Origin of the sequence: Pseudomonas sp. B3(2017) (assembly GCF_002113595.1) — a bacterium.
In the GTDB taxonomy this organism is placed as follows: Bacteria; Pseudomonadota; Gammaproteobacteria; order Pseudomonadales; family Pseudomonadaceae; genus Aquipseudomonas; species Aquipseudomonas ekonensis.
In genome coordinates this window covers 208,186-233,876 of the sequence record NZ_NEIU01000009.1, presented here as the reverse complement: position 1 = coordinate 233,876, position 25,691 = coordinate 208,186, and the positions used below count along the sequence as shown (strand labels likewise).

The following is a 25,691-nucleotide window of genomic DNA, read 5'->3' as shown; positions in this document are numbered from 1 at the left end:
GATCGGGTTCGCCCTCCCAAAAACAGATGCCTGTTTACCTGATCGCGGTGCCGGAGGCCAACCGAATGTCTAGCGCCGATGCTGCTTCGGTGCCGGCCCAGTGCGTTTTCGCCAAGGCCTGCTAGCGTTGATCCTTCATCGTCAATCAGCCGACAGGAACGGATGCCATGAGCCAACGAACAACCTTGTGTCTCGTGAACGTGAGCGGGCACGACATCGCGGCCATGCAGGTCAGCGGCGCCAGCGGCTTCGAAAAGGGCAATGACCCGTCGGGGTTCATCCACGGCCCTTTGCCCAACCAGGATTCGGTCACAGGTTACGTCGAGCTGATTGCCGCCCCGGCGAACTTCACCGTCGGGCTGACCTTCGCCGACGGCACCACCCTGAGCTTCACGGACGACCAGCAAAGCGCGCAGACCCGGCACATCGGCGTGATCCCCCACACCGGCACGGCGCAGGGCCTGGAGGTGTGGCGCAGCACCGGGGGCGATGTGGGCGACAGCTCCCACGGCACCAACGGCCTCTACATCCGGACGGTGGCGGTGCCCGACCATTCCGGCTGGATGGGGGCGCTGCAGAAGCGCAAGCCCGGCATCCTGCTCAACGACGTGACGATGCCCGGCAGCCACGACGCGGGCATGTACGTGACCCACGACTATCCGTTGGGGGGCGGCGGCGAGTGGGCCAAGACCCAGAGCCTGACCACCCTGCAGCAGCTTCAGGCCGGTTCGCGCTATTTCGATCTGCGGATCTGCTGGCGCGACGGCCACCTGTCGACCTATCACGGGGACACCGGCTACGGCGCCTACGGGGCGCTGCTGAGCGACATCCTCACGGATGTGCAGGCCTTTCTTACCGGCCCCAGCGGCAATGAGGAAGTGGTCATCCTCAAGTTCTCCCACACCTACACGGACACGATCGACAGCATCATCGACGTGGTGAAGACCCAGTCGATGCGGCTGATGCTCCCGAAACAGGGCTCGGGAACCAATCTCGCGCAGACGCCGTTGAGCATGATGAAAGGCAAGATCGTCATGGTGTTCGACAGCGAGTTCGAGGGGGAGTGGGACCAGGCGCAGGGGATCTGGCCGTACTTCGACACGACGGAAAAACCGTCGTCGGTCATCGGGCGGGATCTGACGGTCTACGACCATTACGCCGACCAGACCGATTACCCGACCATGGCCGGCGACCAGACGGCCAAGCTCGGCAAATACGGCGGTTGGGGGGACAGTTATCTGTTCTTGCTGTCGTGGACGTTGACCGGGGACACGCAGGTGCGCGATACCGAGGTGCTGGCCGGCATGGCCAACCCGTGGTTGCCCCAGGTGCTTGCCGACAAGACGCTCAGGTACGGGCGGCGCCCGAACATCGTTTACCTCGACTTCATCGACCCTTGGCTGTGCGGGGTGATCCTCGGGCTGAACGACCAGGTGCTGATCCGTCGCTACAACTACGCGTCGGCAGGCGGCATCGGCGATTGCCTGGGGATGTGCCCGCCCTCGGGGGGCTGGCAGTTTCCCGTTCCGCTGTTCTACGCGCCGACGGTGGCCGCTGCCGGCAACGTGCCGGTCTACCAGTACCAGGCGCACGATCCTGAGCGCTACTGCTACACCCTGGACAGCGACTTCCCGTTCGGCACCCGCGAGCAGGCGCCGTTCTTCGGGCTCGTCGCCGGGCAGCCGGACAGTGCACCGCTGTACCAGTACATCAAGCCGTTCACCGACAAGCACGGCAAGCCGCAGACCGCCTATGGCTACGGCCTGACGACGACACCGCCGGCCGGCTGGGGCAACAGCGGCGTGGCGTTCGACGTGTTGCCGTATCGTTGAGGCGCTTCGGCGGGGGCGGTGAGCAGGTGGCCTGCCGGGTGTTCGCGGGGTCGGCAACGGCGGACATCTGGCTTACACTGGCCGCCGTTTTTCCATCCACCGACAAGAGATAGCCATGGCCAACGCGGACATCACCTTCATCCCCGATCCCGATGCGGACTCCATTTCCTCCGACGTCGCCGGCTTCGGCGGCCTGCTGGTCTCCACCCAGATCCCGACCCGCGCCGACGGCAGCCTTGAGCTGGGCGACATCACCCTGCAAAGCGAATGCACCCTGCAAGCGCTGAAAGTGGCGCTGGAGAAGGCCGGCAGCTCGATGGACCGGGTGCTGCACCTGACCATCTACCTCACCGACATGGCCGACCGCGCGGCGTTCAACGAAGTCTACAAGCGCTTCTTCGCCAAGCCTTGGCCGGTGCGCGCCGCCGTCGGCGTGGCCTCCCTGGCCGTGGACGGCATGCGCGTGGAAGTCACCGCCATGGCCGCCAAGGCCTGATCCCGATCCCTTGGCGGGAGCGAGCGGGTCAGCCAATGATGATGTCGGCAATGCCGGCCTCATCGCTGGCAAGCCAGCTCCCACAGTGATCCCAGGTGTTCGCAATCGCTGTACACCACCAAACCCTGTGGGAGCTGCGGTGCGACGATTCGACTTGCCAGCGATGAGGGCAGTCCTGCCGACATCTGTGGTGCCTGACCCACCGCCATCGGGCAGGGCACGCGTGCCGCCCGGCCGTTTCGCAGCTACAATGCGCGCCTCAACCGTGTCAGCCTGATTAAAAAAACTATGTCCTTGCCCAAGCATCACCTGGAACTGCTCAGCCCTGCCCGCGATGTGGCCATCGCCCGCGAGGCCATCCTGCACGGCGCCGATGCCGTCTACATCGGCGGCCCGAGCTTCGGTGCGCGCCACAACGCCTGCAACGAGGTGAGCGAGATCGCTGAGCTGGTGAAGTTCGCCCGCCGCTACCATGCGCGGATCTTCACCACCATCAACACCATCCTGCACGACAACGAACTGGAGCCGGCGCGCAAGCTGATCCACCAGTTGTACGACGCCGGCGTCGATGCGCTGATCGTCCAGGACCTGGGGGTGATGGAGCTGGACATCCCGCCGATCGAGCTGCACGCCAGCACCCAGACCGACATCCGCACCTTGGCACGGGCCAAGTTCCTCGATCAGGCCGGTTTCTCCCAGCTGGTGCTGGCCCGTGAGCTGAACCTCAAGGAAATCCGCGCCATCGCCGACGAGACCGACGCGGCCATCGAATTCTTCATCCACGGCGCGCTGTGCGTGGCGTTCTCCGGGCAGTGCAACATCTCCCACGCGCAGACCGGCCGCAGCGCCAACCGCGGCGACTGCTCCCAGGCCTGCCGCCTGCCGTACACCCTCAAGGATGAGAAGGGCGGCGTGATCGCCTACGAAAAGCACCTGCTGTCCATGAAGGACAACAACCAGAGCGCCAACATCCGCGCCCTGGTCGAGGCCGGCGTGCGTTCGTTCAAGATCGAAGGGCGCTACAAGGACATGGGCTACGTGAAGAACATCACCGCCTACTACCGCCAGCGCCTGGACGCCGTGCTCGAAGACCGCCCGGACCTGGCCCGCGCCTCCAGCGGCCGCACCGCGCACTTCTTCGTGCCGGATCCGGAAAAGACCTTCCACCGCGGCAGCACCGACTACTTCGTCAGCGAGCGCAAGATCGACATCGGCGCGTTCGACTCGCCGACCTTCACCGGCCTGGCCGTGGGCACCGTGGAGAAAGTCGGCAAGCGTGACCTGCAAGTGGTCACCCACGAGCCGCTGTCCAACGGCGACGGCCTCAACGTGCTGATCAAGCGCGAAGTGGTGGGTTTCCGCGCCAACATCGCCGAGCCCAAGGGCGAGTTCGACGAAGACGGCGAAAAGCGCTACCGCTACCGCGTCGAGCCCAACGAAATGCCGGAAGGCATGTACAAGCTGCGGCCGAACCATCCGCTCAACCGCAACCTCGACCACAACTGGCAGCAGGCCTTGCTCAAGACCTCCGCCGAACGCCGGGTCGGCGTGTCGTGGGCGGCGCGCCTGCGCGAGGAGCGTCTGGAACTGACCGTCACCAGCGAGGAGGGCGTCAGCGCCAGCGTGGCCCTGGACGGCCCGTTCGGCCTGGCCAACAAGCCGGAGCAGGCGCTGGAGCAACTGCACGACCTGCTTGGCCAACTGGGCACCACCCAGTACCACGCCACCGCCGTCGAGCTGGATGCGCCCCAGGCGTTCTTCATCCCGAACTCGCAGCTCAAGGCCCTGCGCCGCGAAGTGATCGACGCGCTGACCGAGGCGCGGATCGCCGCCCATCCGCGTGGCGGGCGCAAGGCCGAGACCACGCCGCCGCCGGTGTACCCGGAGTCGCACCTGTCGTTCCTGGCCAACGTCTACAACCAGAAGGCCCGCGACTTCTACCACCGTCACGGGGTCAAGCTGATCGACGCGGCCTACGAGGCCCACGAAGAACCGGGCGAAGTGCCGGTGATGATCACCAAGCACTGCCTGCGGTTCTCCTTCAACCTGTGCCCGAAACAGGCCAAGGGCGTGACCGGCGTGCGCACCAAGGTGGCGCCGATGCAGCTGATCCATGGCGACGAGGTGCTGACCCTCAAGTTCGACTGCAAGCCGTGCGAGATGCACGTGATCGGCAAGATGAAAGGCCACATCCTCGACCTGCCGCAGCCGGGCAGCGTGGTCGGCCACATCAGCCCCGAAGACCTGCTCAAGACCATCCCCCGCGCCCCGCACTGACCGGGTGCCGGCGCGCGCCTCCGCGTCGCGCCGGCCGCAGGCTCAGCCCACGGACTTCAGCGGGATCGGCCCCTGGAGCCGCTCCGTCAGGGTGGCGCAGTACCAGTCGTCGAACTGGCACACGCCGGTCTCCGCCGTTTCCGAGTAGGGCCCCGGCTCGTAGGACGGCGACGTCACGCCGCGCTGCGTGCCTTCCACCAGCGTGCGGTCCTGGTCGTTGGTGGCGAGCCAGACCTTGGTCAGCCGCTCGATGTCGTAGTCCACGCCTTCCACCGCCGAACCGTGCACCAGCCACTTGGTGGTCACCAGCGTCTCGGTGGCGCTGATCGGCAGCACCCGGAAACTCAGCGCATGGTCGCCCAGGAAGTGGTTCCAGGTGGACGGGTAGTGGAAGTACAGCAGCGCGCCGATGTCCGGTTCGCCGGTCTTGTCGAGCCTGCCGGCCACCGCCGGCTTGCCGTCCAGGGTGTAGCTCACCGCGCCGGACGACAGCGGGATGCGGGTCATGCGGAACTGGCCGTTGATGTCCATCACCAGCCGGCTCGGCAGCCCGGCGCTCTCGCAGGTGTTCCAGTAGGCCGACAGCACGGGGTCGTCCTCGCCGCTGGTGCCGCCCACCGACAGGTTGTCGACGAACGACTTCAGCAGCTCAGGGTGCGAACCGTCGCAGTGGTAGCACTCGCGGTTGTTCTCGAACACCAGTTTCCAGTTGCCCTTTTCGACGATGTTCGACTCGAACGCCACTTTGCAGTCGTCGAGGAAGTGCGGGGCGAGGAACGGGCTGACCGCCTTGCGGAAACCCTCGAAGTCCGGCGCCTTGGCCGCGACGCAGACATAGATGTAGCTGTGCACGATCTCGCAGTGCACGGGCTTGAGGTTGTATTGCGTCTTGTCGAAGTCCTGGCCCATGTTGCCGGCGAACAGCAGGTTGCCGTCCAGCTCGTACGTCCACTTGTGGTAGGGGCAGACCATCTTCGCCACCTTGCCGTGATCGGCTTCGCAGATCTTCGCGCCGCGGTGGCGGCAGGCGTTGTGGAAGGCGCGCACTTCGCCGTCCTTGCCGCGCACCACCGCGACCGGGTAATCGCCGACCTGCAAAGTGAAGTACTGGCCCGGCTTGGGGATCTCGAAGGTGTGCCCGGCGAAGATCCAGTCCTTGTGCCAGAGGTGCTCCAGGTCCTGCCGGTAGACCTCTTCGTCCTTGTAGAGGGCGCCCGGCAACGAATGCCAGGGTTTGCGCTGTTTGATCAGGTCAAGCACGGTGTCTTTGTTGTTCATTGTTTTCCTCGCCATGAGCGTTGGGGCCGGTTTCCCGCCGGGGATGACTGACAGCAGCCTATCCCCGGGAGGAAAACCGTCACAAACGACATTTGCTGCGGGCAATCGATGCGTTGAGGTTATGGAACGGAGCGGTCGGACGCCTGGAACAGCGGCTCCAGTGCCACGATGGCGGACGGTGCCCGGGCCAGTTGCCGCACGGCCTGTTTCACGGCCTGGGCGTGTTCCTGGCCGAGGCGGGCAGCGAACAGATCGAACTTGTGTTCGAGCTCCAGCGCCGTGAGTGCCGTGGCGGGGTCGCCACGGGCGGCGGTGATGGGGCTGACGACCTGGCTGCCGTCCTTGCGGGTGACGGTGAGCCGCGAAAGGATTTCGCCGGGGAACCGCGCCGAGAGATCGGCGGCCTCGACGACCTCGATGCGCCGGCTCAGGGCCAGGATGTCGGCGGCGTGGATGGCCGCGCCGGTGACTTCGTCAGGCCCCAGCCGGCCCCTGACGATCAGCGCCGCCAGCGGGAAGGCGAGGGCGTACTGGGCTTGGTCGGCATCCTGCGGCGTGTGGCCTTGCAGGCACATCGACTCGTAGAAGGTCTCCACGCGGAGCGTTTCGATGGCGTCGGCGGTGAGGCCAGGGTCGATGCGCTGCAGTTCCAGCATCGCCGTCAACGCCGGCTGCGCCCAGCGGCAGACCGGCCAGGGCTTGAAGTACTGGCTGTCGATCTCCCAGCGCTGGCCAAGGTCGTTCCAGTGTTCGGCGACCGAGGCGTCTTCGACCGTTTCCGCCGGCGCGCCGGTCACGCCCTCCATGGCCATCAGCAGCGCATTCAGCCCGGTGAACGCCCCGGCGCCGTGGGCGTCGCGCAGCATGGTCGGCGCCAGCACCACGCGCATCATCGGGCAACGGGCGCTGAAGTATTCGGCGATGCCCAAGGCATGGCGGAAGGTCGCTGCGTCGAAGTCCAGCAAGCGGGCACCGGCGCAGACCACGCCGATGGCCGAGAACCCGCCGGAGGCGTGGTAGGTGGGCGAGGTCGCCATCAGCGCGGTGCCGGCGCGCAGGGCGGTTTCATAGCCGATGCACAGCGCGGTCAGCAGTTCGTGCCGCTGGTGATCGGCACCGGCGGCATCCGCACCGAAGACGCGGTGTACTTCGCCGAACACGCCAAGTCCCTGGAGGCCGACGCCATCCTGGTGGGCTCGCCGCCCTATGCGCTGCCGACCCAGCAGGAAATCGCCGCCCACGTGCTGGCCGTGGATCAGGCGGCCGGCCTGCCGATCATGCTCTACAACTACCCGGCGCGGATGGGCGTGGGAATGGGCAACGCGTTCTTCGACGCCATCGCCGGCTGCAAGAACATCGTCGCGATCAAGGAAAGCTCCGGCGACACCGCGCGCCTGCACCGTCTGGCCCACGCCCATCCGTCGATCCAGCTGTCCTGCGGCTGGGACGACCTGGCCCTGGAATTCTTCGCCTGGGGCGCCCGCAGCTGGGTGTGCGCCGGCTCCAACTTCCTGCCCCGCGAGCACGTCGCGCTGTATGAAGCGTGCGTCCTGGAAAAGAACTTCGACAAGGGCCGGCGGATCATGTCGGCGATGCTGCCGCTGATGGATGCGCTGGAAAGCGGCAAGTTCGTCCAGTCCATCAAGTACGGCTGCGAGCTGGCGGGCCTGCGCGCCGGCGGCGTGCGCAAGCCGATGCTGGCGCTGGACACCGCCGAGCGGCAGGCGCTGGAGCGCGTCGTCACGACGCTCAAGGACAACGTCGCCCGCATCGTCGAGGAGGCCTGACATGAGCGATCTTCTGAGCCGTCAGCAATACCGTGACCTGGCCGCCGGGTTGGAACTGCGCAACCGCGCCTTCATCGACGGCGCGTTCTGCGCGGCGTTGTCCGGCAAGACCTTCACCACCACCAACCCGGCCACCGACGAGGTGCTGACCGAAATCGCGGCGTGCGGCGTGCAGGATGTGGACGCCGCCGTCGCCGCCGCCAAGCGGGCGTTCGACGACGGCCGTTGGCAATCGCTGGCGCCGTCGGCGCGCAAGTCGGTGCTGCTGCGTTTCGCCCAACTGCTGGAGGACAACGCCCACGAACTGGCGCTGCTCGAAAGCCTGGACAGCGGCAAGCCGATCCGCGAATGCCAGACCATCGACGTGCCCGAGACGATCCATACGCTGCGCTGGCACGCCGAACTGATCGACAAGGTCTACGACGCGACGGCGCCCACCGGCTCCGGCGCGGTGACGATGGTCGTGCGCGAGCCCATCGGCGTGGTCGGCCTGGTGCTGCCGTGGAACTTCCCGCTGCTGATGCTGGCCTGGAAAATCGGCCCGTCCCTGGCCGCCGGCTGTTCGGTGGTGGTCAAACCGGCCAAGGAAACCACCCTGAGCACCCTGCGCGTGGCCGAGCTGGCGCACCAGGCCGGGATCCCGGCGGGTGTGTTCAACGTGGTGCCAGGCGGCGGCAAAGAGGCGGGCGAGCCGCTGGGCCGCCACCCGGACGTGGCCATGGTCAGCTTCACCGGCTCCACCGACACCGGCCGGCTGTTCCTCAAGTACTCCAGCGAATCCAACCTCAAGCGCATCGTGCTGGAGTGCGGCGGCAAGAACCCGGCAGTGGTGATGAACGACGTCGAAGACCTCGACCACGTCGCCCGGCATGTGGTCAACGGCGCGTTCTGGAACATGGGCGAGAACTGCTCGGCGTCGTCGCGGCTGATCGTGCACGCCGACGTCAAGGAAGCCTTGCTCGAACGCATGCTGGCGCAACTGGCGGACTGGAAGATGGGCGATCCGCTGGATCCGGACAACCGCCTGGGGTCGATGATCAGCAAGGCGCATTTCGACAAGGTGCGCGGCTACCTCGACGAAGCCAGGGATCGACAGCTCTCGCTGCGGGTCGGCGGCGACACGGCCAAGGGCATCTTCGTCGAGCCGACGATCATCGATGGCGTCACCCGTGACAGCCGTCTGTTCCAGGAGGAAATCTTCGGCCCGGTGCTGGGCGTGACCACCTTCACCACGGTGGACGAGGCCATCGACCTGGCCAACGACACCGCCTACGGCCTGGCGGCGTCGGCCTACACCGGCAGCCTGCGCCATGCGCTGAAACTGTCGCGGGGCATTCGTGCCGGCATCGTCACGGTGAACTGCTTCGGCGAGGGCGACGCCTCCACGCCGTTCGGCGGCTACAAGGAGTCCGGCTTCGGCGGGCGCGACAAGTCGGTCTGGGCCCATGACCAGTACACGGAGCTGAAGACGATCTGGATCGACGCCTCTTGACGCGCAGGCGTTAAGGGCCGGCGGCGTCTTCCACGGCGCCGTCGGCCGCCGGCTCGTCCCAGATCAGCCGCGGGTCGAAGCTCATCGCCGAGAGCATGGTGAACACCACCACCAGCCCGAAGAACAGGATGCCCGGCCGTGGCTCGATGTCGCCCAGGGCCTGGAACTTCACCAGTGCCGCCACCAGCGCCACCACCAGTACATCCAGCATCGACCAATACCCGATCAGCTCGACGAAGCGGTACAGCTTCGAACGCTCGCGCCGTGCGCCGGCACTGTTGCGCTGCACGCTGACCAGCAGCAGCGACAGGGCGACGAACTTGATCCCCGGCACCGCGATGCTGGCGATGAAGATGATCAGGGCGATGTCCCAGGCGCCGTGCTCCCAGAACTCGATGACCCCGCTCATGATCGTGCTGTCGGCGCCGTTGCCCAGCAGGGTGGTGTTCATCACCGGCAGCAGGTTGGCCGGCACGTAGAAGGCCAGGGCCGCGAACATGTAGGCCCAGGTGCGCGCCAGCGAGTTGGTCTTGCGCCGGTGCAGCGGGGCGTCGCAGCGCGGGCAGGTGTGCGGTTCGCCGGTCATGTCGCAGGCCAGCCCGCAGCTGTGGCACAGGCACAGGTTGAGTTCGGCGGCGGTCGGCGGTCGGTTCATGGCAGCTCCCAGAGGTCGCGCACGTCGCGCCCGGCGATGCGGATCAGCAACAGGCTCAATACGGCGAGGGCGAACAGGCCGATGCCCGGCAGCACGTCCAGCATGCCCGCCAGCTTGAACACCGCGACCATGGCGCCGAGCAGGCACACCTCCAGCATGCTCCAGGGGCGCAGGGTCTCCAGCCAGCGCATGCACAGCTTGAAGCCCGGCGCCCGGTGCGCACCGAGGGCGAAGCACAGCACCCAGATCAGCAGCACCAATTGGAACGCCGGGGCGATGATGATCGCGATCGCCGCGACCATGGCCATGAAGGTGATCGGCCCCTGGCTCAGGGCGAGCACCGAGTCCCACAGCGTCGCGCTGTTCTTCAGGCCCTTCATGCTGATGCTCATCACCGGGTAGAAATTGGCGAACAGCCACAGCATGGCGGCGGTGAAGCTCAGGGCCAGGCGCTGCTGCACGGTCATGCCGCTGTAGCGCTGGAGCACGCCGCCGCAGCGCACGCAGAGGGTCTTCTGGTGCTTGGCGAGCGTGGCCTTGCGGTACACGCCATCGCAGTGCTCGCAGATGATCAGGTCGGTGCTGGCCATGGGCGCGCTCGACGGAAAACGGAAGGGCGGGGACTCATTGAATATAGAAGGGCGGGGGCAATCGGCAAGCGCAAAAAAACGGCCCGGAGGGGATTCCGGGCCGCTGGGGGGCGAGCGGTTAAAGGTGATCGGCGTCGATGATGGCCTGGGCGAACGCCTTCGGGTTCTCCTGGGGCAGGTTGTGGCCGATGCCGCCGTCGATCAGGCGGAACTGGTACTTGCCGGTGAAGCGTTTGGCGTAGTCCTCCGGAGCCGGGTGCGGCGCGCCGTTGGCGTCGCCCTCCAGGGTGATGGTCGGCACGCCGATGGACGGCGCGGTGGCGAGCTTCTGCTCCAGCGCCTCGTAGCGGCTCTCGCCCTGCACCAGGCCCAGGCGCCAGCGGTAGTTGAACACGGTGATGGCGACGTGGTCGGGGTTCTCCAGAGCCTTGGCGCTGCGGTCGAAGGTGGCGTCATCGAAGGCCCACTTCGGCGAGGCGGTCTGCCAGATCAGCTTGGCGAAGTCGTGGGTGTTCTTCGCGTAGCCGGCGGCGCCGCGGTCGGTGGCGAAGTAGAACTGATACCACCATTGCAGTTCGGCCTTGGGCGGCAGCGGGTTCTTGCCGGCGGCCTGATTGCCGATCAGGTAGCCGCTGACCGACACCAGCGCCTTCACACGCTCGGGCCACAGCGCCGAGACGATGTCCGCCGAACGCGCGCCCCAGTCGTAGCCGCCGAGCACGGCTTGCTTGATCTTCAGGGCGTCCATGAAGTCGATGACGTCGCTGGCCAGGGCGGCGGGCTGACCGTTGCGCGGGGTCTGCTCGGACAGGAAACGGGTGTCGCCGTAGCCGCGGGCATACGGCATCAGCACGCGGTAGCCCTTGGCCGCCAGCTGCGGTGCGACGTCGTCGTAGCTGTGGATGTCGTAGGGCCAGCCGTGCAGCAGGATCACCACCGGGCCGTCGGCCGGGCCGGTTTCGGCGTAGGCCACGTCCAGCAGACCGGCCTTGACGTGCTTGAGCGGGCCGAACGGCAGGTCGGCCTTCACACTGGCGGCGGCAGGCTGGGGCGCTTGCGAAGTGGCGGCCTGGGCCACGCCGAACGCGCCGAACTGCATCAGCGCGGCGGCAAGCACCGACAGGCCCAGCAGACGGCGGCTGGTGGCGCAAGAGGTGGCGTGCAGGGCTGGCTTCATGGGAACTCTCCTTGGCATGGGATGGGCGAGGGGTTCCGGCTGAACCCTTCAGGCTTGGGATCCATTAAAGCCCAGGGACGTATCCGGGCTGTTTCCGGTTGCGATGCCAGATGCCGGGGGATGTATCCCGATGGCGTCTGTACACACTGAGATACAAACCTGCTGCAGTGGGAACCAGACCTGTGGTGTGCATGAATCTTGTGAACACCTGGGATACCTGTGGGAGCTGGCTTGCCAGCGATGGCGGTGGGTCAGGCAACAGGGGTGTCGGCAGTGGTGGCCTCATCGCTGGCAAGCCAGCTCCCACAAGTTTTGCGGGGTGCCTGGATCTTGTGGACACCGGCGATACCTGCGGGAGCCAGCCTGCTGGCGATGGCGGTGGGTCAGGCAACCGAGATGTTGGCAGTGCTGGCCTCATCGCTGGCAGGCAAGCTCCTACAGGTTTTGCGGGGTGCCTGGATCTTGTGGACACCGGCGATACCTGCGGGAGCCAGCCTGCTGGCGATGGCGGTGAGGCAGGCAACTTAAATGTTGGCAGTGCTGGCCTCATCGCTGGCAGGCAAGCTCCTACAGGTTTTGCGGGGTGCCTGGATCTTGCGGGCAACCGGGATACCTGTGGGAGCTGCGGTGCGACGACTCGACTTGCCAGCGATGGCGGTGGCTCAGGCAACAGCTGTGGTTCAAGCCGCAGGCGGTGGTTTCGCCAATTCGATACCCTCGGCGCCCAGGCGTTTGAGGATCTCGAACAGCAGGTCGCTCTTGGTGATGCCGACGATCCGGGGGCTGGCGACGTAGCCGGTGACGGTCAAGGTGATGCCGTCGGGCGAGAGTTTGCTGAAGCGCACGAACGGCGCCGGTTTTTCCAGGAGGGTCTCGTGTTCGCGGTAGGTGTCCAGCAGCAGGTTCTTCACCTGCTCCGGGTCGATGTCCAGCGGGAACATCAGCTCCAGGGTCGCCACGCCCTGGGCGCTGCCGCCGAGGGTGACGTTGCGCAGGTTCTGCGAGATCAGCTGCGAATTGGGCACGATCACGATCGATCGGTCGCTCAACTGGATCTCCGTGGCGCGCACGTTGATGCGGCGGATGTCGCCCTCCACGCCGCTGATGCTGATCAGGTCGCCGACCTTCACCGGCCGTTCGGTGAGCAGGATCAGGCCGGAGACGAAATTCTTGACGATCTCCTGCAAGCCAAAGCCGATACCCACCGACAGGGCGCTGACGATCCACGCCAGGTTCGTCCACTGCACCCCCAACGATGACAGCGTCAGCAGGATCACGAACGCATAGCCGATGTTGGAGAACAGCGTGCTGAGGGACGCGCACATGCCCGGGTCCATGTCGGTCTTGGGCAGGAACTCATTGTCCAGCCAGCGGCGCAGGGCGCGGATCAGGTAGATGCCGATCATCAGCGCCAGCACCGCGTTGAGCAGATGCCCCGGCACGATGTTGAGCTTGCGCAGGCCGGCGCCGCCGAGGATCGCCACGATGTTGCTGACCAGTTGCCCCAGCGTGGTGCCGATGCCGCCGACGAACAGGGTGATCACCGTCAGCAGCAACAGCGCGGCGCGGCCGAAGCCGGCCAGCAAAATCGACAACTGATCCAGGCGCCGGTCGCTCATGCCCAGCAGGTGCTTGAGCGCCTTGCCGCTGGCGTGGCGGGGTGAGAACAGGAATTCGCAGCCGTCCTTGAACAGCTGCATCAGCAGGTAGAAACCGGTCAGGACGATGTAGCTCCAGATCAGCTCGTAGATCACGAAGCGGGCCAGGGACACGTACCCGGTGAGCAGGGCGATCAGCGAGACCACCATCGACACGCTGGTGATGGCGTAGATCGCCCCGGCCAGGGTGCTGACCTCCGCCGACGCGCCGTTGGCCGTCACCAGCGCCTTGCGCACGTTGCCGGTGCGCACCAGCATCGTCACGATGATCGCCAGCACGAACAGGGCCACCAGCCCGCGGATGCCCATCACCAGTTGGCTGCTCATGCCGGCGGCGGCGCACATCTGCGACAGCGTCACCAGCACCAGCAGCGTCCCGGCCAGCAGCCGCGCAAACGGCTTGAGCGCTTTCGCCACCGGGTCGGCGATGTCTGGCAGGCGCCACGACGGGTGCTCGGTGGACAGCAATGCCCGGCTCAGGCCGGTGATCATCACGCAGGCGTACACGGTCTTCTCGAACTCGGCGGAAAAGCTCGCCAGCATCGGCGTCAACGGCTCGTTGCGGGTGCAGGCGTAGTACAGCAATTGCAGGGCCACGCCGGTGGTGAGGATGGTGGCGATCGCCGAGGCGCTGGCCAGCGCGCTGCGGCGCAGGCGGCCCTCCGGCATGCGGTGGATGCAGAACTGCGCCATCTGACGGTCGGCGAAGCGCCGGCCCAGCGTCCAGATCAGCAAGGCCAGCAGCACCAGCACCGTGGTGTAGAAACGCTGGCCGGGCTTCCACACCTCGGCACCGGTCGCCTTCACCTGTGCGATGAATTCGCCCAGGCGCTGACGGTCGTCCGCCGACGGTTCGAGCATCGGCCGCCAGAAGTCCGGGTTGAGGATGCTCAGCGTGCCCAGGGTCAGTTCGCTTTCCAGCAGGTTGCGACGGATGCCGGCGATCTGGTTGATCAGGTCGGCGGCGCTTTCCTTGAGGGTGGCCAGGTTCTTCAGGGCGGTGTCGACCTTGGCTTTCTGCGCCGTGAGCGAGGCCCGCTGCGCCGCGATGTCGGCCTGTTCCGGGGCCACGCCTTCGGCCGGCGCGGCGCCGAGCACGCCCAGTTGCACCGTCAGTTGCGCCTGTTGCGGCAGCAGCGCGGCGGAGAGCCGGTCGATGTCCAGGATGTAATCCTGCACCCGGTCCTGGGGCGCTTCGAGCTGGTTGTAGTTGCTGGCCGAGGAAATCTCCTGCTTGAGGCCGTCGAGCCGTTGTTGCAAGGCCTGCAGGTCATCCGTCGACACCCCCGGCAGCGGCGCGGCGCCGGCATCGGCGGCTTGCGCCACATCCTCGGCCGACACGCCGACGGCCATCGGGCCGAACAGCACCAGGGCGACGAACAGCAATGACTTCAAGGCGTTGCGCATGGGAAGGCTCGATTCCGGTTGTTCACACAGTCTATGAGGTTAGGTGATCGAACCCGGCGCCGATGAAAAGTTTCACCGCGCCCGGGGCCTGTCCGTAATCCTGGCTTAATGCCTGTCCGGTGAGATCGCCGGCACGTGTCCACCCACCCGCGTTTGCACGCACCCGAAGGCGCCACTAGACTCCTGGCCATGAAACGCTACCTGCGGCTTTGTCTCATTTTCCTGATCAGCCTGGCGCTTCCCCTCAGCGGGATGGCGGGCGTTCCGGCGCCGACCGAGCCTTGCCCGATGAAAACCATGGGCATGGCGATGATGGACGGCATGGGGATGGACTGCTGCCAGGACATGGGCAAGGACACCAAAGCCTCTCACGGCACGCCCTGCAAACCGGGCCAGGAATGCAAGACCGGCGGCCTGTTGCAGGTCGCCGTGTTCAAGCCGCCCGTCACCGTGTTCAGCCCCGTCACGCAATCCTTCTTCAGCGATTCCCTGCCGGCCTCGACCCCGTCCGGGGTGTGGCGACCGCCCCGCGCCTGATTCCTGCAATCCATTGAAACCCATTCCGCCCGACGCGGAATGAATGGGCTGTGCGCGCCGTTTGGCCCGCGCACAGCGGATGTGCACAGGAATCGACACCATGAAACTCAAGTGCTATGGCACCGGGTGGCCGCTCGCGGTCGGCCTGGTCGCCAGCGTGCTCGCCGGGCCGAGCCTGGCCGGCAGCCTGACCCTCGACGAAGCGCTGCGCCTGGCCGAAACCGGCGCGCCGTCGTTGACCGCGCAGGACGCCAAGATCCAGGCCGCCGGCAGCGCGGCCATTCCGGCGGGCGAACTGCCGGACCCCAAACTGCTGCTGGGCGTGCAGAACTACCCCATCGGCGGGCCCGACCGTTGGAGCCTCGACCAGGACTTCATGACCATGCAGACGGTCGGCCTGCGCCAAGAGGTGCCCAACCGCGACAAACGCAACGCTCGCATCGAGGTCGCCGACGCGGCGGTGGAACGCGCCACCGCCGAGCGCCGGATCGAACGGCTCAAGGTGCGTCAGGCCACGGCGCTGGCCTGGATCGGCGCTTATTCGGTCGAACGCAAAGCCGCGCTGCTGGACGGCCTCAACCGGGAAAACCGCCTGCTGGCCGACACCGTCCGCGCCCGCATTGCCGGCGGCCGGGCGGAACCGGCCGACGCCGTGACGCCCAAGCAGGAAGCGGCGCAACTGGCCGAGCGCCAGGACGACCTGATCCGCGAACGCGCCCAGGCCCAGGCGGCGCTCAAGCGCTGGATCGGCCCGGCCGCCAGCGACACGCCGGCCGGCAGCCTGCCGGACTGGCCGGTGGACGCCCAGACCTTCAACCACCAACTGCAGCATCACCCGGAACTCGCCGCGTTCGCGCCCATGACCCGCGAAGCCGAGGCCAAGGTGCGGGAGGCCGTGTCGGAAAAACGCTCGGACTGGAGCTGGGAAGTGGACTACCAGCACCGGGGCCGCGAGTTCGGCGACATGGTCAGCGTGCAGCTGTCGTGGGATTTGCCGCTGTTCCCCGAGACCCGACAGAACCCGAAGATCGCCGCCCGCCAGGCCGAACTCAGCCAGTTGGAGGCCGAGCGCGAGGCGCTGTCCCGCGAGCACACCGAGCAACTGGAAACCGACCTGGCCGAATACCAGCGGCTGGACCGTGCGGTGGCGCGCAACCGCGACAGCCTGGTGCCGTTGGCGAAGGAGAAAGCCGAGCTGAGCCTGGCCAGCTACCGCGCCGGCAGGGGCGACCTCAACGCCGTGGTCAACGCCCGGCGCGAGCTGATCGAAACCCGCCTCAAGCAGATCGACGTGGAAGAACAGCGGGCCCTGACCGGCGTGCGCCTGCACTTTGCCTATGGAGACACACGCCCATGAACCTCAAACACTGGAACGGGGCACTGCTGGCCGGCCTGGCGCTGGCGATAGGCGCGGCCGGCGGCTACGGGATCGCCCGGCAAGGGCAGGGCGTTGAAGCAGCCGCTTCGGCGCCAGGCGCGCCGGCGCCGGACGAGCGCAAAGCGCTGTACTGGTACGACCCGATGTTCCCTGCGCAGAAATTCGATAAGCCCGGCAAATCGCCGTTCATGGACATGCAACTGGTGCCCCGGTACGCCAGCGGCGCGGGGGAGAGCGCTGCCGTCAGCATCGACCCCGGCCTGACCCAGAACCTGGGCCTGCGCCTGGCGCCGGTCAGCCGTGGGACGTTCGCCTCAAGCCTCGACGTGACCGGCGTGCTGGCCTTCGACGAGCGCGATGTGGCGGTGGTGCAGGCGCGCACCGCCGGGTTCGTCGAGCGGGTCTACGCCCGGGCCCCCGGCGACGTGCTGCCCGCCGGGGCCGCCCTGGCGGATCTTCTGGTGCCCGACTGGGCCGCTGCGCAGACCGAGTTCCTGGCCCTGCGCCGCAGCGGCGACGCGGCGCTGCTGGCGGCGGCCCGGCAACGGCTGCAACTGACCGGCATGCCCGCCGGCCTGATCGCCCAAGTGGAGCGCAGCGGCAAGGTGCAAGCCAACCTGACCGTCACCAGCCCGCTGGGCGGTGTGTTGCAGGAACTCAACCTGCGCACCGGCATGACCGTGACCACCGGCGAGACCCTGGCCCGGATCAACGGGCTGGGCAACGTCTGGCTGGCGGTGGCGGTGCCGGAATCGGAAACCGGCTCGATCAGCGCCGGGCAAACCGTCGAAGCGCGGTTGCCGGCGTTTCCCGGCACGGTGCTGCGCGGCACGGTCAGCGCGATCCTGCCGCAGACCAACCCCGACAGCCGCACCCTGCGCGTGCGGGTCGAACTGCCCAACCCGGACGGCCGCCTGCGGCCCGGCATGACGGCCCAGGTACGCCTGACCCGTACCACCGCGCAAAGCGTGCTGTGGGTGCCGAGCGAAGCGGTGATCCGCACCGGCCGGCGTGCGCTGGTGATGCTCGCCGAAGACGGCGGTCGCTACCGCCCAGTGGAGGTGCGCCTGGGCCAGGAAAGCGACGGCAAGACCGCGATCCTCGGCGGCCTGGAGGACGGGCAGCAGGTGGTCGCCTCCGGCCAGTTCCTGCTCGACTCCGAAGCCAGCCTCAAGGGCATCGTCACCGCGCCGCTGGACACCGACGGTAACGCAGCGGGGAACCAGCCATGATTGCCGCACTGATCCGCTGGTCCGTCGCCAACCGCTTCCTGGTGCTGTTGGCCACGTTGTTCGTCACCGCGTGGGGCGTGTGGTCGGTGCAGAGCACGCCCATCGACGCGTTGCCGGACCTGTCCGACGTGCAGGTGATCATCCGCACGCCGTACCCCGGCCAGGCGCCGCAGATCGTCGAGAATCAGGTCACCTATCCGCTGTCCACGACGATGCTGTCGGTGCCCGGCGCGAAGACCGTGCGCGGCTATTCGTTCTTCGGCGACAGCTTCGTGTACGTGCTGTTCGAGGACGGCACCGACCTGTATTGGGCCCGCTCGCGGGTGCTGGAGTACCTGAGCCAGATCCAGGGCCGCCTGCCGGCCAACGCCAAACCGGCGCTGGGCCCGGACGCCACCGGGGTCGGCTGGATCTACCAGTACGCGCTGGTGGACCGCAGCGGCGGGCATGACTTGGCGCAGTTGCGCGCCCTGCAGGACTGGTTCCTCAAGTTCGAGCTCAAGACCCTGCCCAACGTCGCCGAAGTCGCCACGGTGGGCGGCATGGTCAAGCAGTATCAGGTGCAGCCGGATCCGGTCAGGCTGGCCAGCCTCGGCATCACCCTGGCCGAAGTGCGCGAGGCCATCGCCCAGGCCAACCAGGAAACCGGCGGCGCCGTGCTGGAAATGGCCGAGACCGAGTTCATCGTCCGTGCCTCCGGCTACCTCAAGACCCTCGACGACTTCCGGGCGATCCCGCTCAAGCTCGGCGCGGGCGGGGTGCCGGTGACCCTGGGCGACGTCGCCACGGTGCAGACCGGCCCGGAAACGCGCCGGGGCATCACCGAGCTCGACGGCCAGGGCGAAACCGTCGGCGGCGTGGTGATCCTGCGCAGCGGCAAGAACGCCCGCGAGACCATCGCGGCGGTCAAGGCCAAGCTCGACGACATGAAAAGCAGCCTGCCGGCCGGCGTGGAGATCGTCACCACCTACGATCGCAGCAAGCTCATCGACCGCGCCGTGGACAACCTCAGCCACAAACTGCTGGAGGAGTTCATCGTGGTGGCGCTGGTGTGCGGGATCTTCCTGTGGCACCTGCGCTCGTCGCTGGTGGCGATCATCTCGCTGCCGGTGGGCGTGCTGATCGCGTTCATCGTCATGCGCCACCAGGGGCTCAACGCCAACATCATGTCGCTGGGCGGGATCGCCATCGCCATCGGCGCCATGGTCGACGCCGCCGTGGTGATGATCGAGAACGCGCACAAGAAGATCGAAGCCTGGCACGCGGCCAATCCGGGGCAAGAGCTCAAAGGCGAACGCCATTGGCAGGTGATGACCGAAGCGGCGGCGGAGGTGGGGCCGGCGCTGTTCTTCTGCCTGATGATCATCACCTTGTCGTTCATTCCGGTGTTCACCCTGCAAGCGCAGGAAGGGCGGCTGTTCGGCCCGCTGGCGTTCACCAAGACCTACGCCATGGCCGCGGCGGCGGGGCTGTCGGTGACGCTGGTGCCGGTGCTGATGGGCTACTGGATCCGCGGCAAGATCCCCGACGAGCGCCGCAACCCGCTCAACCGCTGGCTGATCCGGCTCTACCAACCGGCGCTGGACGCCGTGCTGCGCCGGCCGAAGCTGACCTTGGCGGTGGCGCTGCTGGTGTTCGTCAGCGCGGCGTGGCCGATGTCGCGGCTGGGTGGTGAGTTCCTGCCGCCGCTGGATGAAGGCGACCTGCTGTACATGCCGTCGGCGCTGCCGGGGCTGTCGGCGCAGAAAGCCGCGCAACTGCTGCAGCAGACCGACCGCCTGATCAAGACCGTGCCCGAGGTCGAGCACGTGTTCGGCAAGGCCGGGCGCGCCGAATCGGCCACCGACCCGGCGCCGCTGGAGATGTTCGAGACCACCATCCAGTTCAAGCCCCACGCGCAATGGCGCCCCGGCATGACCCCGGAAAAACTGGTGGAAGAACTCGACCGCGTGGTGCGGGTGCCGGGCCTGACCAACATCTGGATCCCGCCGATCCGCAACCGCATCGACATGCTCGCCACCGGGATCAAAAGCCCCATCGGCGTGAAGGTCGCCGGCAACGACCTGGCCCAGATCGACGCCGCGACCCAAGCCGTGGAGCGCGCCGCCAAAGGCGTGCCCGGCGTCAGCTCGGCCCTGGCCGAACGCCTGACCGGCGGGCGCTACATCGACGTGGACATCGACCGCAGCGCCGCCGCCCGCTACGGCCTGAACATCACCGACGTGCAAGCCATCGTGGCCGGCGCCGTCGGCGGCGAGAACGTCGGCGAAACCCTCGAAGGCCTGGCGCGTTTCCCGATCAACGTGCGCTACCCGCGCGAATGGCGCGATACCCCCACGGCCCTGGAGCAACTGCCGGTGTACACGCCGTCCGGCAGCCAGGTCACCCTGGGGATGCTGGCGAAGGTCAAGGTCACCGACGGCCCGCCGATGCTCAAGAGCGAAAACGCCCGGCCGTCCGGCTGGGTGTACATCGACGTGCGCGGCCGCGACATCGCCTCGGTGGTCGGCGACCTGCGCCGGGCGGTCGGCGAGCAGGTCAAGCTGCAGCCCGGCATGAGCCTGAGCTACTCGGGCCAGTTCGAGTTTCTGGAACGGGCCAACGCCCGCCTGAAACTGGTGGTGCCGGCCACGCTGCTGATCATCTTCGTGCTGCTGTACCTGACCTTCGCCCGCTTCGACGAAGCCCTGCTGATCATGGCCACGCTGCCCTTCGCGCTGACGGGCGGGGCGTGGTTCCTGTACCTGCTGGGCTACAACCTGTCGGTCGCCACCGGGGTCGGCTTCATCGCGCTGGCCGGGGTTTCCGCCGAGTTCGGCGTGATCATGCTGCTGTACCTGAAAAACGCCTGGGCCGAACGCCAGGACCAAGGCGAAAACGGCGAAGCCGATCTTGTCGCCGCCATTCGCGAAGGCGCCGTGCAACGCGTGCGCCCCAAGGCCATGACCGTGGCCGTGATCATCGCCGGCCTGCTGCCGATCCTGCTGGGCAGCGGCACCGGCAGCGAAGTCATGAGCCGCATCGCCGCGCCCATGGTCGGCGGCATGGTCACCGCGCCGCTGCTGTCCCTGTTCGTCATCCCGGCGGCGTATCGCCTGATGCGCCGTCGCCGCCTGCCCGTTGCACACACTCAACCTGAAGGAGTCACCCCATGAAACTCATCCCCATCACCGTCGCCGGCACCCTGGTCGCCTTCGCGTTCGCCGCCCGGGCAGACGACATGCCCGGCATGAACATGGACGGCATGCCCAACATGCAAACGACCCCCGCCACCCAGCAAACCCCGGCGGCCGAGGCCCAAGGCACGATCAAGGCCATCGACCCCGACAAACACACCGTGACCATCGCCCACGGCGAAGTGCCCACCCTGCAATGGCCGCCGATGACCATGGGCTTTGCCGCCACCCAGGCGCAATTGGCCGGGGTGGCGGTGGGGGATCGGGTGGCGTTTTCGTTTCGGATGGAGGGGAGTCAGGCGGTGATTGTTTCGATCAAGAAATAAGGTATGGAGGCCTAAAACGGACAGGCTATTGGCGGAAGCTATTCGATGAATGGGTAGCAAGTAGCTAAAAAATGGCGTGCGTTCTTTGAAGTCTGACCAAGGCAGGGGGCATAGCTCCCTGCCTACTCCTATGCAACGGCTGTTAGGTGAATCGGATATCAAGGGAGTCACGTATTCCGTCAGTCAGGGTTTGGCAGGTTTTTTTGCTGCGGCCTCCTTGGCCAATGCCGCCTGCACCTTTTCATCGACGATTTTGTTTAAGTCATCTGTTTTTTCTGCAACCGCCCGCAATGCTTTGGCTGTCGGGAGAGCGTCAGGGCCTTCGGTGACCACAAAGGACAATGCGCCGAATGGTTTGCCCGATGCGCTTGACGCTAACGCATACCGAGTTTTCAGGCTGCTCGCGGTGTACTCATGACCGCTCTGGAAGTCATCCAGTGCCAGCGCAGCCTTGGAGTCGCCCAAGCCTAGATCAACGGTCAGCTTTCTCTTCGGCCCATTGAACGTCATTTTGTGCAGTGGATGCGGATAGAGCATGTAGGTCGGCGATACGACAAAATTCAAGGTGCCGCCCACTGTTTTTGGCGTAACTCTCACCTCCATCAGGAAGTCCGGATTGCCTGTCAAACCTGTGAACGGGTTGGCGATGGGCTCTGCGCCCGGGATTTGCAGCTGGTAGTCCGACATCGTTTCTCGGAAGCCGCCTTCGCCATCTAGCACTGTGTTTGGCTGCACATGTGCCCGGAAAGCATCCAGTGCGGGGGTGTTGGGAGTGGCCTCGAATTTTCCAGCAACGAGAAGCAGACACAGACCTTCCTTCTTTGCGGGGTTAACGGGCCAATCTGAGACTAGAAGAGCACGGCCATTAAGTTTGATGTCGCTTTCTAGGTACTGGGCTCGCGCTTCAAGTTCGCTTTTGCCATAGGCTATAGCCTCTTTTGCCAGCCAGCCGATTGCGGAAATTACCAGTGCCTGAGGTGTTTCTTTCGTACTCTGCAAAGGGCATTTTCCTGTTTGGTCGACGATGGAAAATACCCGTACCTCCTTGATGGGAGGGTTTTTCGATAAATCGCTATAGTCGTAGTTTTTTGACTCGAAAGAAGTTGAGTCAAGGTGGCTGCATGCAGAGATTGTGATGGAGGCTAAAATAAATAGTTTTTTCATTTTAATGCTCCTTGGTACAGATCGGACGCTACCGCGTAATTGCTTTCGGTGTCGTTGCATTTCATTCCTTCGACGCTTTCTCCAGAGTGCACGCCTATCAGTTCGATTTTGCTGCTAGAGGAATTTACCCAGTAAATTGGCGCGCCAGAGAAGCCCGACAGCGTGCTGCAAGTGTGGCTGAGGCAACCGCTTTGAACGCGGAATATTCTGCAAAAGCCTTTGCCGACATCCGACCACATTAAATTTGATTTATAGGGTGATTTATCAGCTGGAAGTATTGGCGATCCTTCTTCGATGCCCGCTATCAAGATTTGAGACTGTTCAGTCAGAAGTGATAGGTTTGGGTTGCGTAGTTCATATTTTGCAGTGTCGGTAACATTTGTTGGTGAGCTGATGAAGGCGACGTCGCAGCCTGGTTTTCCACAGGACTTGACTATGGTCTTTGTGATGGGGATCTGCTTGCCGTTAATGAGAATTGACCGGCCGTCTGCGATATTTGCGTAAGATACGCAATGCGCTGCGGTGATCCATGTGTCTTTGTCATAAAACGACGCCATGCAGGAGTGCGTGCCGTCCCGAGTTATTGTTATTGATGTCAGAAGATCCAAGGCGTCAAGGTAACTGCCTTTGGGCATGACTTTGTCGAAAGAGGTGTTGAGTGTAACGAAACACTTATATATTTGTTCCCTGGTTAGTCTCCTGTTTCCCGTTGAGGATGTGAAGTTTCCAATGCAATCCTTGTTCTCTGTGCGTAGCTTAAGTAGATCCTTTTCGGCTATTGAACGTGAAACTCCAGAGATATCGTTGCGGAACGGGTCGGTGTTTTGAAATTTGGGGCCGATGTTATTACCGCCAATGGTCTGCTGGTTTGAACCGGGAATGTCTTTCGTGAAAAATGAGCTTTGTATGTTGCTGAGTGGAGTGTTTGCGTAAGTGGTGATTCTTGGGTCAGATTTTATTAGCAGTTTTGTGGTCGCGGGAGAGGTTGCAATGTCTTGGTTGGGAGGTAGTCCAAGGTTGATTCGTGTCAGGTGCTCCATGATGACTTGGGGGCCTGGATCATAAGGCGTGTTGAGCGTCGTTTTCCATATTTGAAGGGTCTTGTCTTTGTTTTTCTGAAGGAAGTCATAATTGACTATCGGGGATTGTTCCTTTAATTGTTCAAGGGATTTTCCCTGTAGGGAGTTTGAGTAGTTTTCGATAAGATCTTTGTCAAGTTTGTTCGTGAGGTTGTAACCAGGCCATGCTTGATAGAGAGGCCCCTCAGCGTTCATTGAGGGTGAATCGGCATGAGCGAAAGATGCAACAAATCCTAGGGGTATAAAGTATCTGAGAGGTATTTTCATGACACACATCCTTGATGTGATAGTCGGCTGTCTAGGTGTAGGTCATGAGTAGGGTGATGTCAATGTGATGCGCAAGTAAGATTTCTGTTAGAAGGTAGTATTCATAAAGCACAGATATCTTTGGTGGGTGTCATGTTTTCTGAGTAATTAGTTGCTTGGTGGGAGTGTTCTTGGTGTTGGTTCTCAGGTGCGCTTGAGGCAAAGGAATATAGGGTGCCGATGGGGGAGGCGCCAGGTCGGAACTGAGTGTCGAAAGACATCAGGTGGGAACTGGCGATGCTTTAAATTTTTCGGCGTAAAGAACCAGCATTTCTCAGATCGACCGCTGATTCACCCGCTCCGTCAGCGCCTGCGCCGACTCCTTGCGCTCCGAATAACGGTCCACCAGGTCCGGGCGCTCGCGCAGCAGCAGTGTGAACTTCACCAGTTCCTCCATGACGTCCACCACGCGGTCGTACAGCGCGGAAGGCTTCATGCGGTTGTGTTCGTCGAACTCCAAGAACGCCTTGGGCACCGACGACTGGTTGGGGATGGTGAACATCCGCATCCAGCGGCCCAGCACGCGCAACTGGTTGACCACGTTGAACGACTGCGAACCGCCGCACACCTGCATCACCGCCAGGGTCTTGCCCTGGGTCGGGCGGATCGCGCCGAGGGCCAGCGGCACCCAGTCGATCTGCGCCTTGAACACCGCCGACATCGCGCCATGGCGTTCCGGCGAGCACCAGACCTGGCCTTCCGACCACTGCATCAGCGTCAGCAGCTCCTGCACCTTGGGATGGTCGCTCGGCGCGTCGTCCGGCAACGGCAGGCCCGACGGATTGAAGATCCGCGTCTCGGCCCCGAAATGCTCCAGCAGCCGCGCGGCTTCCTCCACCAGCAAACGGCTGAACGAGCGCGGGCGGTTGGAGCCGTAAAGCAACAGGATGCGCGGCTTGTGCGCGGTCGCTTCCCGGTCGCCGGTTTGAATCAATGAAGGGTCGAGGTAAGGCAGCTGGGCAGTCATGGAAGGCTCCGGTTACAGGGTGCCGATGCGGTCGAGCTCGCGCTTGAGCGCGTCCCGGTCCAGTTGGGCGAAGGGCAGGGCGAAGAAGGCGCGGCAGCGGGTGTCGATGCGGGCCAGGGTGGCGTGGAAGGCTGCGCGCACAGCGGCCTCGTCGCCCACCACGTCCGACGGATCCTCCAGCCCCCAGTGGGCTTTCAGCGCCGGGCCGAAGTACACCGGGCAGGCTTCCCCGGCGGCCTTGTCGCACACGGTGATGACGATGTCCGGCGGGTTCGCCGCAAAGGCATCGTTGCCTTTACTGCTCAATCCCTCGACGGAAATACCGGCCTCGCGCAGCGTGGTCAGGCTGCGCGGCAGCACCTGGCCCTTGGGGAAACTGCCGGCGCTGACCGCCGCGAAACCCGCGGGCGCCAGGTGATTGAACAGCGCCTCGGACAGAATGCTGCGGCAACTGTTGGCGGTGCACATGAACAGAACTCGCATGGTGAATCCTCAGCAGCAGGCGGATGAATTGAGCGGGCGATCCCCCATGGCCGCCAGCCGCGCCGTGTTGTCCGCAAGCCACGCCGCGTTGGCCGCCAGCGTGAGTTCGAGCATCTCGCGCACCCAGGCCGGCAACTGCGGATTGAGCCGGTAATACACCCACTGGCCCTGACGCCGGTCGAGCAACAGCCCGCAGGTGCGCAGCTGCGCCAGGTGCCGGGAAATCTTCGGCTGGCTGTCGTCCAGCGCACACACCAACTCGCACACGCACAACTCGCCTTCACGGGCGATCAGCAACGTTGCGCGGGCACGGGTCTCGTCGGCCAGGCATTTGAAAACGGAGGCGGGGTTGAGCATGGGGGAGGGCTCGGGGATATGTGAGGGTGCGAATATA

General features: G+C 65.0%; 20 protein-coding genes and 1 pseudogene. 10 read left to right on the top strand and 11 right to left on the bottom strand.

The window, feature by feature from the left end; genetic code table 11:
* Window positions 1-167: 167 nt before the first annotated feature.
* The 3 genes from CAG33_RS15775 (at window position 168) to CAG33_RS15765 (ending at window position 4,605) form a co-directional block, all read left to right on the top strand.
* The gene (locus CAG33_RS15775; RefSeq protein WP_139833016.1) at window positions 168-1,832 is read left to right on the top strand and encodes a hypothetical protein; all 1,665 of its coding nucleotides are present in this window, start codon (window positions 168-170) and stop codon (window positions 1,830-1,832) included.
* A gap of 115 nt (window positions 1,833-1,947) precedes the next feature.
* On the top strand, window positions 1,948-2,328 hold the full coding sequence (locus CAG33_RS15770; RefSeq protein ID WP_085585588.1) for a RidA family protein: 381 nt from the start codon (window positions 1,948-1,950) through the stop codon (window positions 2,326-2,328).
* A gap of 288 nt (window positions 2,329-2,616) precedes the next feature.
* Window positions 2,617-4,605, top strand: coding sequence for a U32 family peptidase (locus tag CAG33_RS15765; RefSeq protein WP_085585590.1), 1,989 nt, complete (start codon window positions 2,617-2,619; stop codon window positions 4,603-4,605).
* A gap of 42 nt (window positions 4,606-4,647) precedes the next feature.
* On the opposite strand, the gene CAG33_RS15760 is transcribed toward CAG33_RS15765, so the two are convergent.
* Both CAG33_RS15760 and CAG33_RS15755 read right to left on the bottom strand, forming a co-directional pair.
* Entirely contained in the window at window positions 4,648-5,883 is a 1,236-nt protein-coding gene (locus tag CAG33_RS15760) for an aromatic ring-hydroxylating dioxygenase subunit alpha (RefSeq protein ID WP_085585592.1), read from the bottom strand.
* A gap of 119 nt (window positions 5,884-6,002) precedes the next feature.
* Entirely contained in the window at window positions 6,003-7,043 is a 1,041-nt protein-coding gene (locus CAG33_RS15755; RefSeq protein WP_256576740.1) for an MmgE/PrpD family protein, read from the bottom strand.
* Here CAG33_RS15755 and CAG33_RS15750 point away from each other — a divergent pair.
* Together CAG33_RS15750 and CAG33_RS15745 are read left to right on the top strand one after the other, a co-directional pair.
* Window positions 6,981-7,670, top strand: a pseudogene (locus tag CAG33_RS15750) (dihydrodipicolinate synthase family protein); the annotation flags it as partial. The gene CAG33_RS15755 and the pseudogene CAG33_RS15750 overlap by 63 nt on opposite strands.
* Window position 7,671: 1 nt before the next feature.
* Entirely contained in the window at window positions 7,672-9,162 is a 1,491-nt protein-coding gene (locus CAG33_RS15745) for an aldehyde dehydrogenase (protein WP_085639281.1), read from the top strand.
* Between the two features lie 10 nt (window positions 9,163-9,172).
* On the opposite strand, the gene CAG33_RS15740 is transcribed toward CAG33_RS15745, so the two are convergent.
* The 4 genes from CAG33_RS15740 to CAG33_RS15720 form a co-directional block, all read right to left on the bottom strand.
* Complete coding sequence (locus CAG33_RS15740) at window positions 9,173-9,817, bottom strand: paraquat-inducible protein A (RefSeq protein ID WP_085632905.1); 645 nt, start codon at window positions 9,815-9,817, stop codon at window positions 9,173-9,175.
* Window positions 9,814-10,407 (bottom strand): paraquat-inducible protein A, encoded by a 594-nt coding sequence (locus CAG33_RS15735; RefSeq protein ID WP_085585616.1) that lies wholly within the window; start codon window positions 10,405-10,407, stop codon window positions 9,814-9,816. Before CAG33_RS15735 ends, CAG33_RS15740 begins: the two co-directional genes overlap by 4 nt.
* Before the next feature lie 118 nt (window positions 10,408-10,525).
* Complete coding sequence (locus CAG33_RS15730) at window positions 10,526-11,584, bottom strand: alpha/beta fold hydrolase (protein WP_085585618.1); 1,059 nt, start codon at window positions 11,582-11,584, stop codon at window positions 10,526-10,528.
* A 680-nt stretch (window positions 11,585-12,264) separates the two neighbouring features.
* Window positions 12,265-14,649: a DUF3772 domain-containing protein gene (locus CAG33_RS15720; protein WP_085639276.1), complete on the bottom strand. Its 2,385-nt coding sequence runs from the start codon at window positions 14,647-14,649 to the stop codon at window positions 12,265-12,267.
* A gap of 189 nt (window positions 14,650-14,838) precedes the next feature.
* Here CAG33_RS15720 and CAG33_RS15715 point away from each other — a divergent pair, with 189 nt between their 5' ends.
* The 5 genes from CAG33_RS15715 (at window position 14,839) to CAG33_RS15695 (ending at window position 21,298) form a co-directional block, all read left to right on the top strand.
* Window positions 14,839-15,186: a hypothetical protein gene (locus tag CAG33_RS15715; RefSeq protein ID WP_085585622.1), complete on the top strand. Its 348-nt coding sequence runs from the start codon at window positions 14,839-14,841 to the stop codon at window positions 15,184-15,186.
* Window positions 15,187-15,286: 100 nt separating this feature from the next.
* Window positions 15,287-16,543 (top strand): TolC family protein, encoded by a 1,257-nt coding sequence (locus tag CAG33_RS15710; RefSeq protein WP_085639273.1) that lies wholly within the window; start codon window positions 15,287-15,289, stop codon window positions 16,541-16,543.
* Entirely contained in the window at window positions 16,540-17,796 is a 1,257-nt protein-coding gene (locus tag CAG33_RS15705) for an efflux RND transporter periplasmic adaptor subunit (RefSeq protein WP_085639270.1), read from the top strand. The genes CAG33_RS15710 and CAG33_RS15705 overlap by 4 nt, the downstream gene beginning before the upstream one ends.
* Window positions 17,793-20,951 (top strand): efflux RND transporter permease subunit, encoded by a 3,159-nt coding sequence (locus CAG33_RS15700; protein ID WP_085639267.1) that lies wholly within the window; start codon window positions 17,793-17,795, stop codon window positions 20,949-20,951. The genes CAG33_RS15705 and CAG33_RS15700 overlap by 4 nt, the downstream gene beginning before the upstream one ends.
* A complete protein-coding gene (locus CAG33_RS15695; RefSeq protein ID WP_085639262.1) occupies window positions 20,948-21,298 on the top strand; it encodes a copper-binding protein in 351 nt (116 codons plus the stop codon). Before CAG33_RS15700 ends, CAG33_RS15695 begins: the two co-directional genes overlap by 4 nt.
* Before the next feature lie 183 nt (window positions 21,299-21,481).
* Here the strand turns inward: CAG33_RS15695 and CAG33_RS15690 are convergent, their stop codons facing one another.
* The 5 genes from CAG33_RS15690 to CAG33_RS15675 form a co-directional block, all read right to left on the bottom strand.
* Window positions 21,482-22,462 carry a hypothetical protein gene (locus CAG33_RS15690; protein ID WP_139833014.1) on the bottom strand — a complete coding sequence of 327 codons (981 nt, stop codon included), beginning with the start codon at window positions 22,460-22,462 and terminating at the stop codon, window positions 21,482-21,484.
* Window positions 22,459-23,808 carry a serine protease gene (locus CAG33_RS28290; protein ID WP_170930014.1) on the bottom strand — a complete coding sequence of 450 codons (1,350 nt, stop codon included), beginning with the start codon at window positions 23,806-23,808 and terminating at the stop codon, window positions 22,459-22,461. The genes CAG33_RS15690 and CAG33_RS28290 overlap by 4 nt, the downstream gene beginning before the upstream one ends.
* 313 nt (window positions 23,809-24,121) lie before the next feature.
* A complete protein-coding gene (arsH, locus tag CAG33_RS15685; RefSeq protein WP_085639257.1) occupies window positions 24,122-24,814 on the bottom strand; it encodes an arsenical resistance protein ArsH in 693 nt (230 codons plus the stop codon).
* A 12-nt stretch (window positions 24,815-24,826) separates the two neighbouring features.
* A complete protein-coding gene (locus tag CAG33_RS15680; protein ID WP_085639254.1) occupies window positions 24,827-25,297 on the bottom strand; it encodes an arsenate reductase ArsC in 471 nt (156 codons plus the stop codon).
* Window positions 25,298-25,306: 9 nt separating this feature from the next.
* Complete coding sequence (locus CAG33_RS15675) at window positions 25,307-25,654, bottom strand: metalloregulator ArsR/SmtB family transcription factor (protein WP_085639251.1); 348 nt, start codon at window positions 25,652-25,654, stop codon at window positions 25,307-25,309.
* Window positions 25,655-25,691: the final 37 nt, after the last annotated feature.

What these genes read in the sequence shown, in the direction of transcription:
- CAG33_RS15775 (WP_139833016.1), top strand. Translation starts at nt 168, where the DNA reads ATGAGCCAACGAACAACCTTGTGTCTCGTGAACGTGAGCGGGCACGAC.
- CAG33_RS15770 (WP_085585588.1), top strand. Translation starts at nt 1,948, where the DNA reads ATGGCCAACGCGGACATCACCTTCATCCCCGATCCCGATGCGGACTCC.
- CAG33_RS15765 (WP_085585590.1), top strand. Translation starts at nt 2,617, where the DNA reads ATGTCCTTGCCCAAGCATCACCTGGAACTGCTCAGCCCTGCCCGCGAT.
- CAG33_RS15760 (WP_085585592.1), bottom strand. Translation starts at nt 5,883, where the DNA reads ATGAACAACAAAGACACCGTGCTTGACCTGATCAAACAGCGCAAACCC.
- CAG33_RS15745 (WP_085639281.1), top strand. Translation starts at nt 7,672, where the DNA reads ATGAGCGATCTTCTGAGCCGTCAGCAATACCGTGACCTGGCCGCCGGG.
- CAG33_RS15740 (WP_085632905.1), bottom strand. Translation starts at nt 9,817, where the DNA reads ATGAACCGACCGCCGACCGCCGCCGAACTCAACCTGTGCCTGTGCCAC.
- CAG33_RS15735 (WP_085585616.1), bottom strand. Translation starts at nt 10,407, where the DNA reads ATGGCCAGCACCGACCTGATCATCTGCGAGCACTGCGATGGCGTGTAC.
- CAG33_RS15730 (WP_085585618.1), bottom strand. Translation starts at nt 11,584, where the DNA reads ATGAAGCCAGCCCTGCACGCCACCTCTTGCGCCACCAGCCGCCGTCTG.
- CAG33_RS15720 (WP_085639276.1), bottom strand. Translation starts at nt 14,649, where the DNA reads ATGCGCAACGCCTTGAAGTCATTGCTGTTCGTCGCCCTGGTGCTGTTC.
- CAG33_RS15715 (WP_085585622.1), top strand. Translation starts at nt 14,839, where the DNA reads ATGAAACGCTACCTGCGGCTTTGTCTCATTTTCCTGATCAGCCTGGCG.
- CAG33_RS15710 (WP_085639273.1), top strand. Translation starts at nt 15,287, where the DNA reads ATGAAACTCAAGTGCTATGGCACCGGGTGGCCGCTCGCGGTCGGCCTG.
- CAG33_RS15705 (WP_085639270.1), top strand. Translation starts at nt 16,540, where the DNA reads ATGAACCTCAAACACTGGAACGGGGCACTGCTGGCCGGCCTGGCGCTG.
- CAG33_RS15700 (WP_085639267.1), top strand. Translation starts at nt 17,793, where the DNA reads ATGATTGCCGCACTGATCCGCTGGTCCGTCGCCAACCGCTTCCTGGTG.
- CAG33_RS15695 (WP_085639262.1), top strand. Translation starts at nt 20,948, where the DNA reads ATGAAACTCATCCCCATCACCGTCGCCGGCACCCTGGTCGCCTTCGCG.
- CAG33_RS15690 (WP_139833014.1), bottom strand. Translation starts at nt 22,462, where the DNA reads ATGAAAAAACTATTTATTTTAGCCTCCATCACAATCTCTGCATGCAGC.
- CAG33_RS28290 (WP_170930014.1), bottom strand. Translation starts at nt 23,808, where the DNA reads ATGAAAATACCTCTCAGATACTTTATACCCCTAGGATTTGTTGCATCT.
- arsH (WP_085639257.1), bottom strand. Translation starts at nt 24,814, where the DNA reads ATGACTGCCCAGCTGCCTTACCTCGACCCTTCATTGATTCAAACCGGC.
- CAG33_RS15680 (WP_085639254.1), bottom strand. Translation starts at nt 25,297, where the DNA reads ATGCGAGTTCTGTTCATGTGCACCGCCAACAGTTGCCGCAGCATTCTG.
- CAG33_RS15675 (WP_085639251.1), bottom strand. Translation starts at nt 25,654, where the DNA reads ATGCTCAACCCCGCCTCCGTTTTCAAATGCCTGGCCGACGAGACCCGT.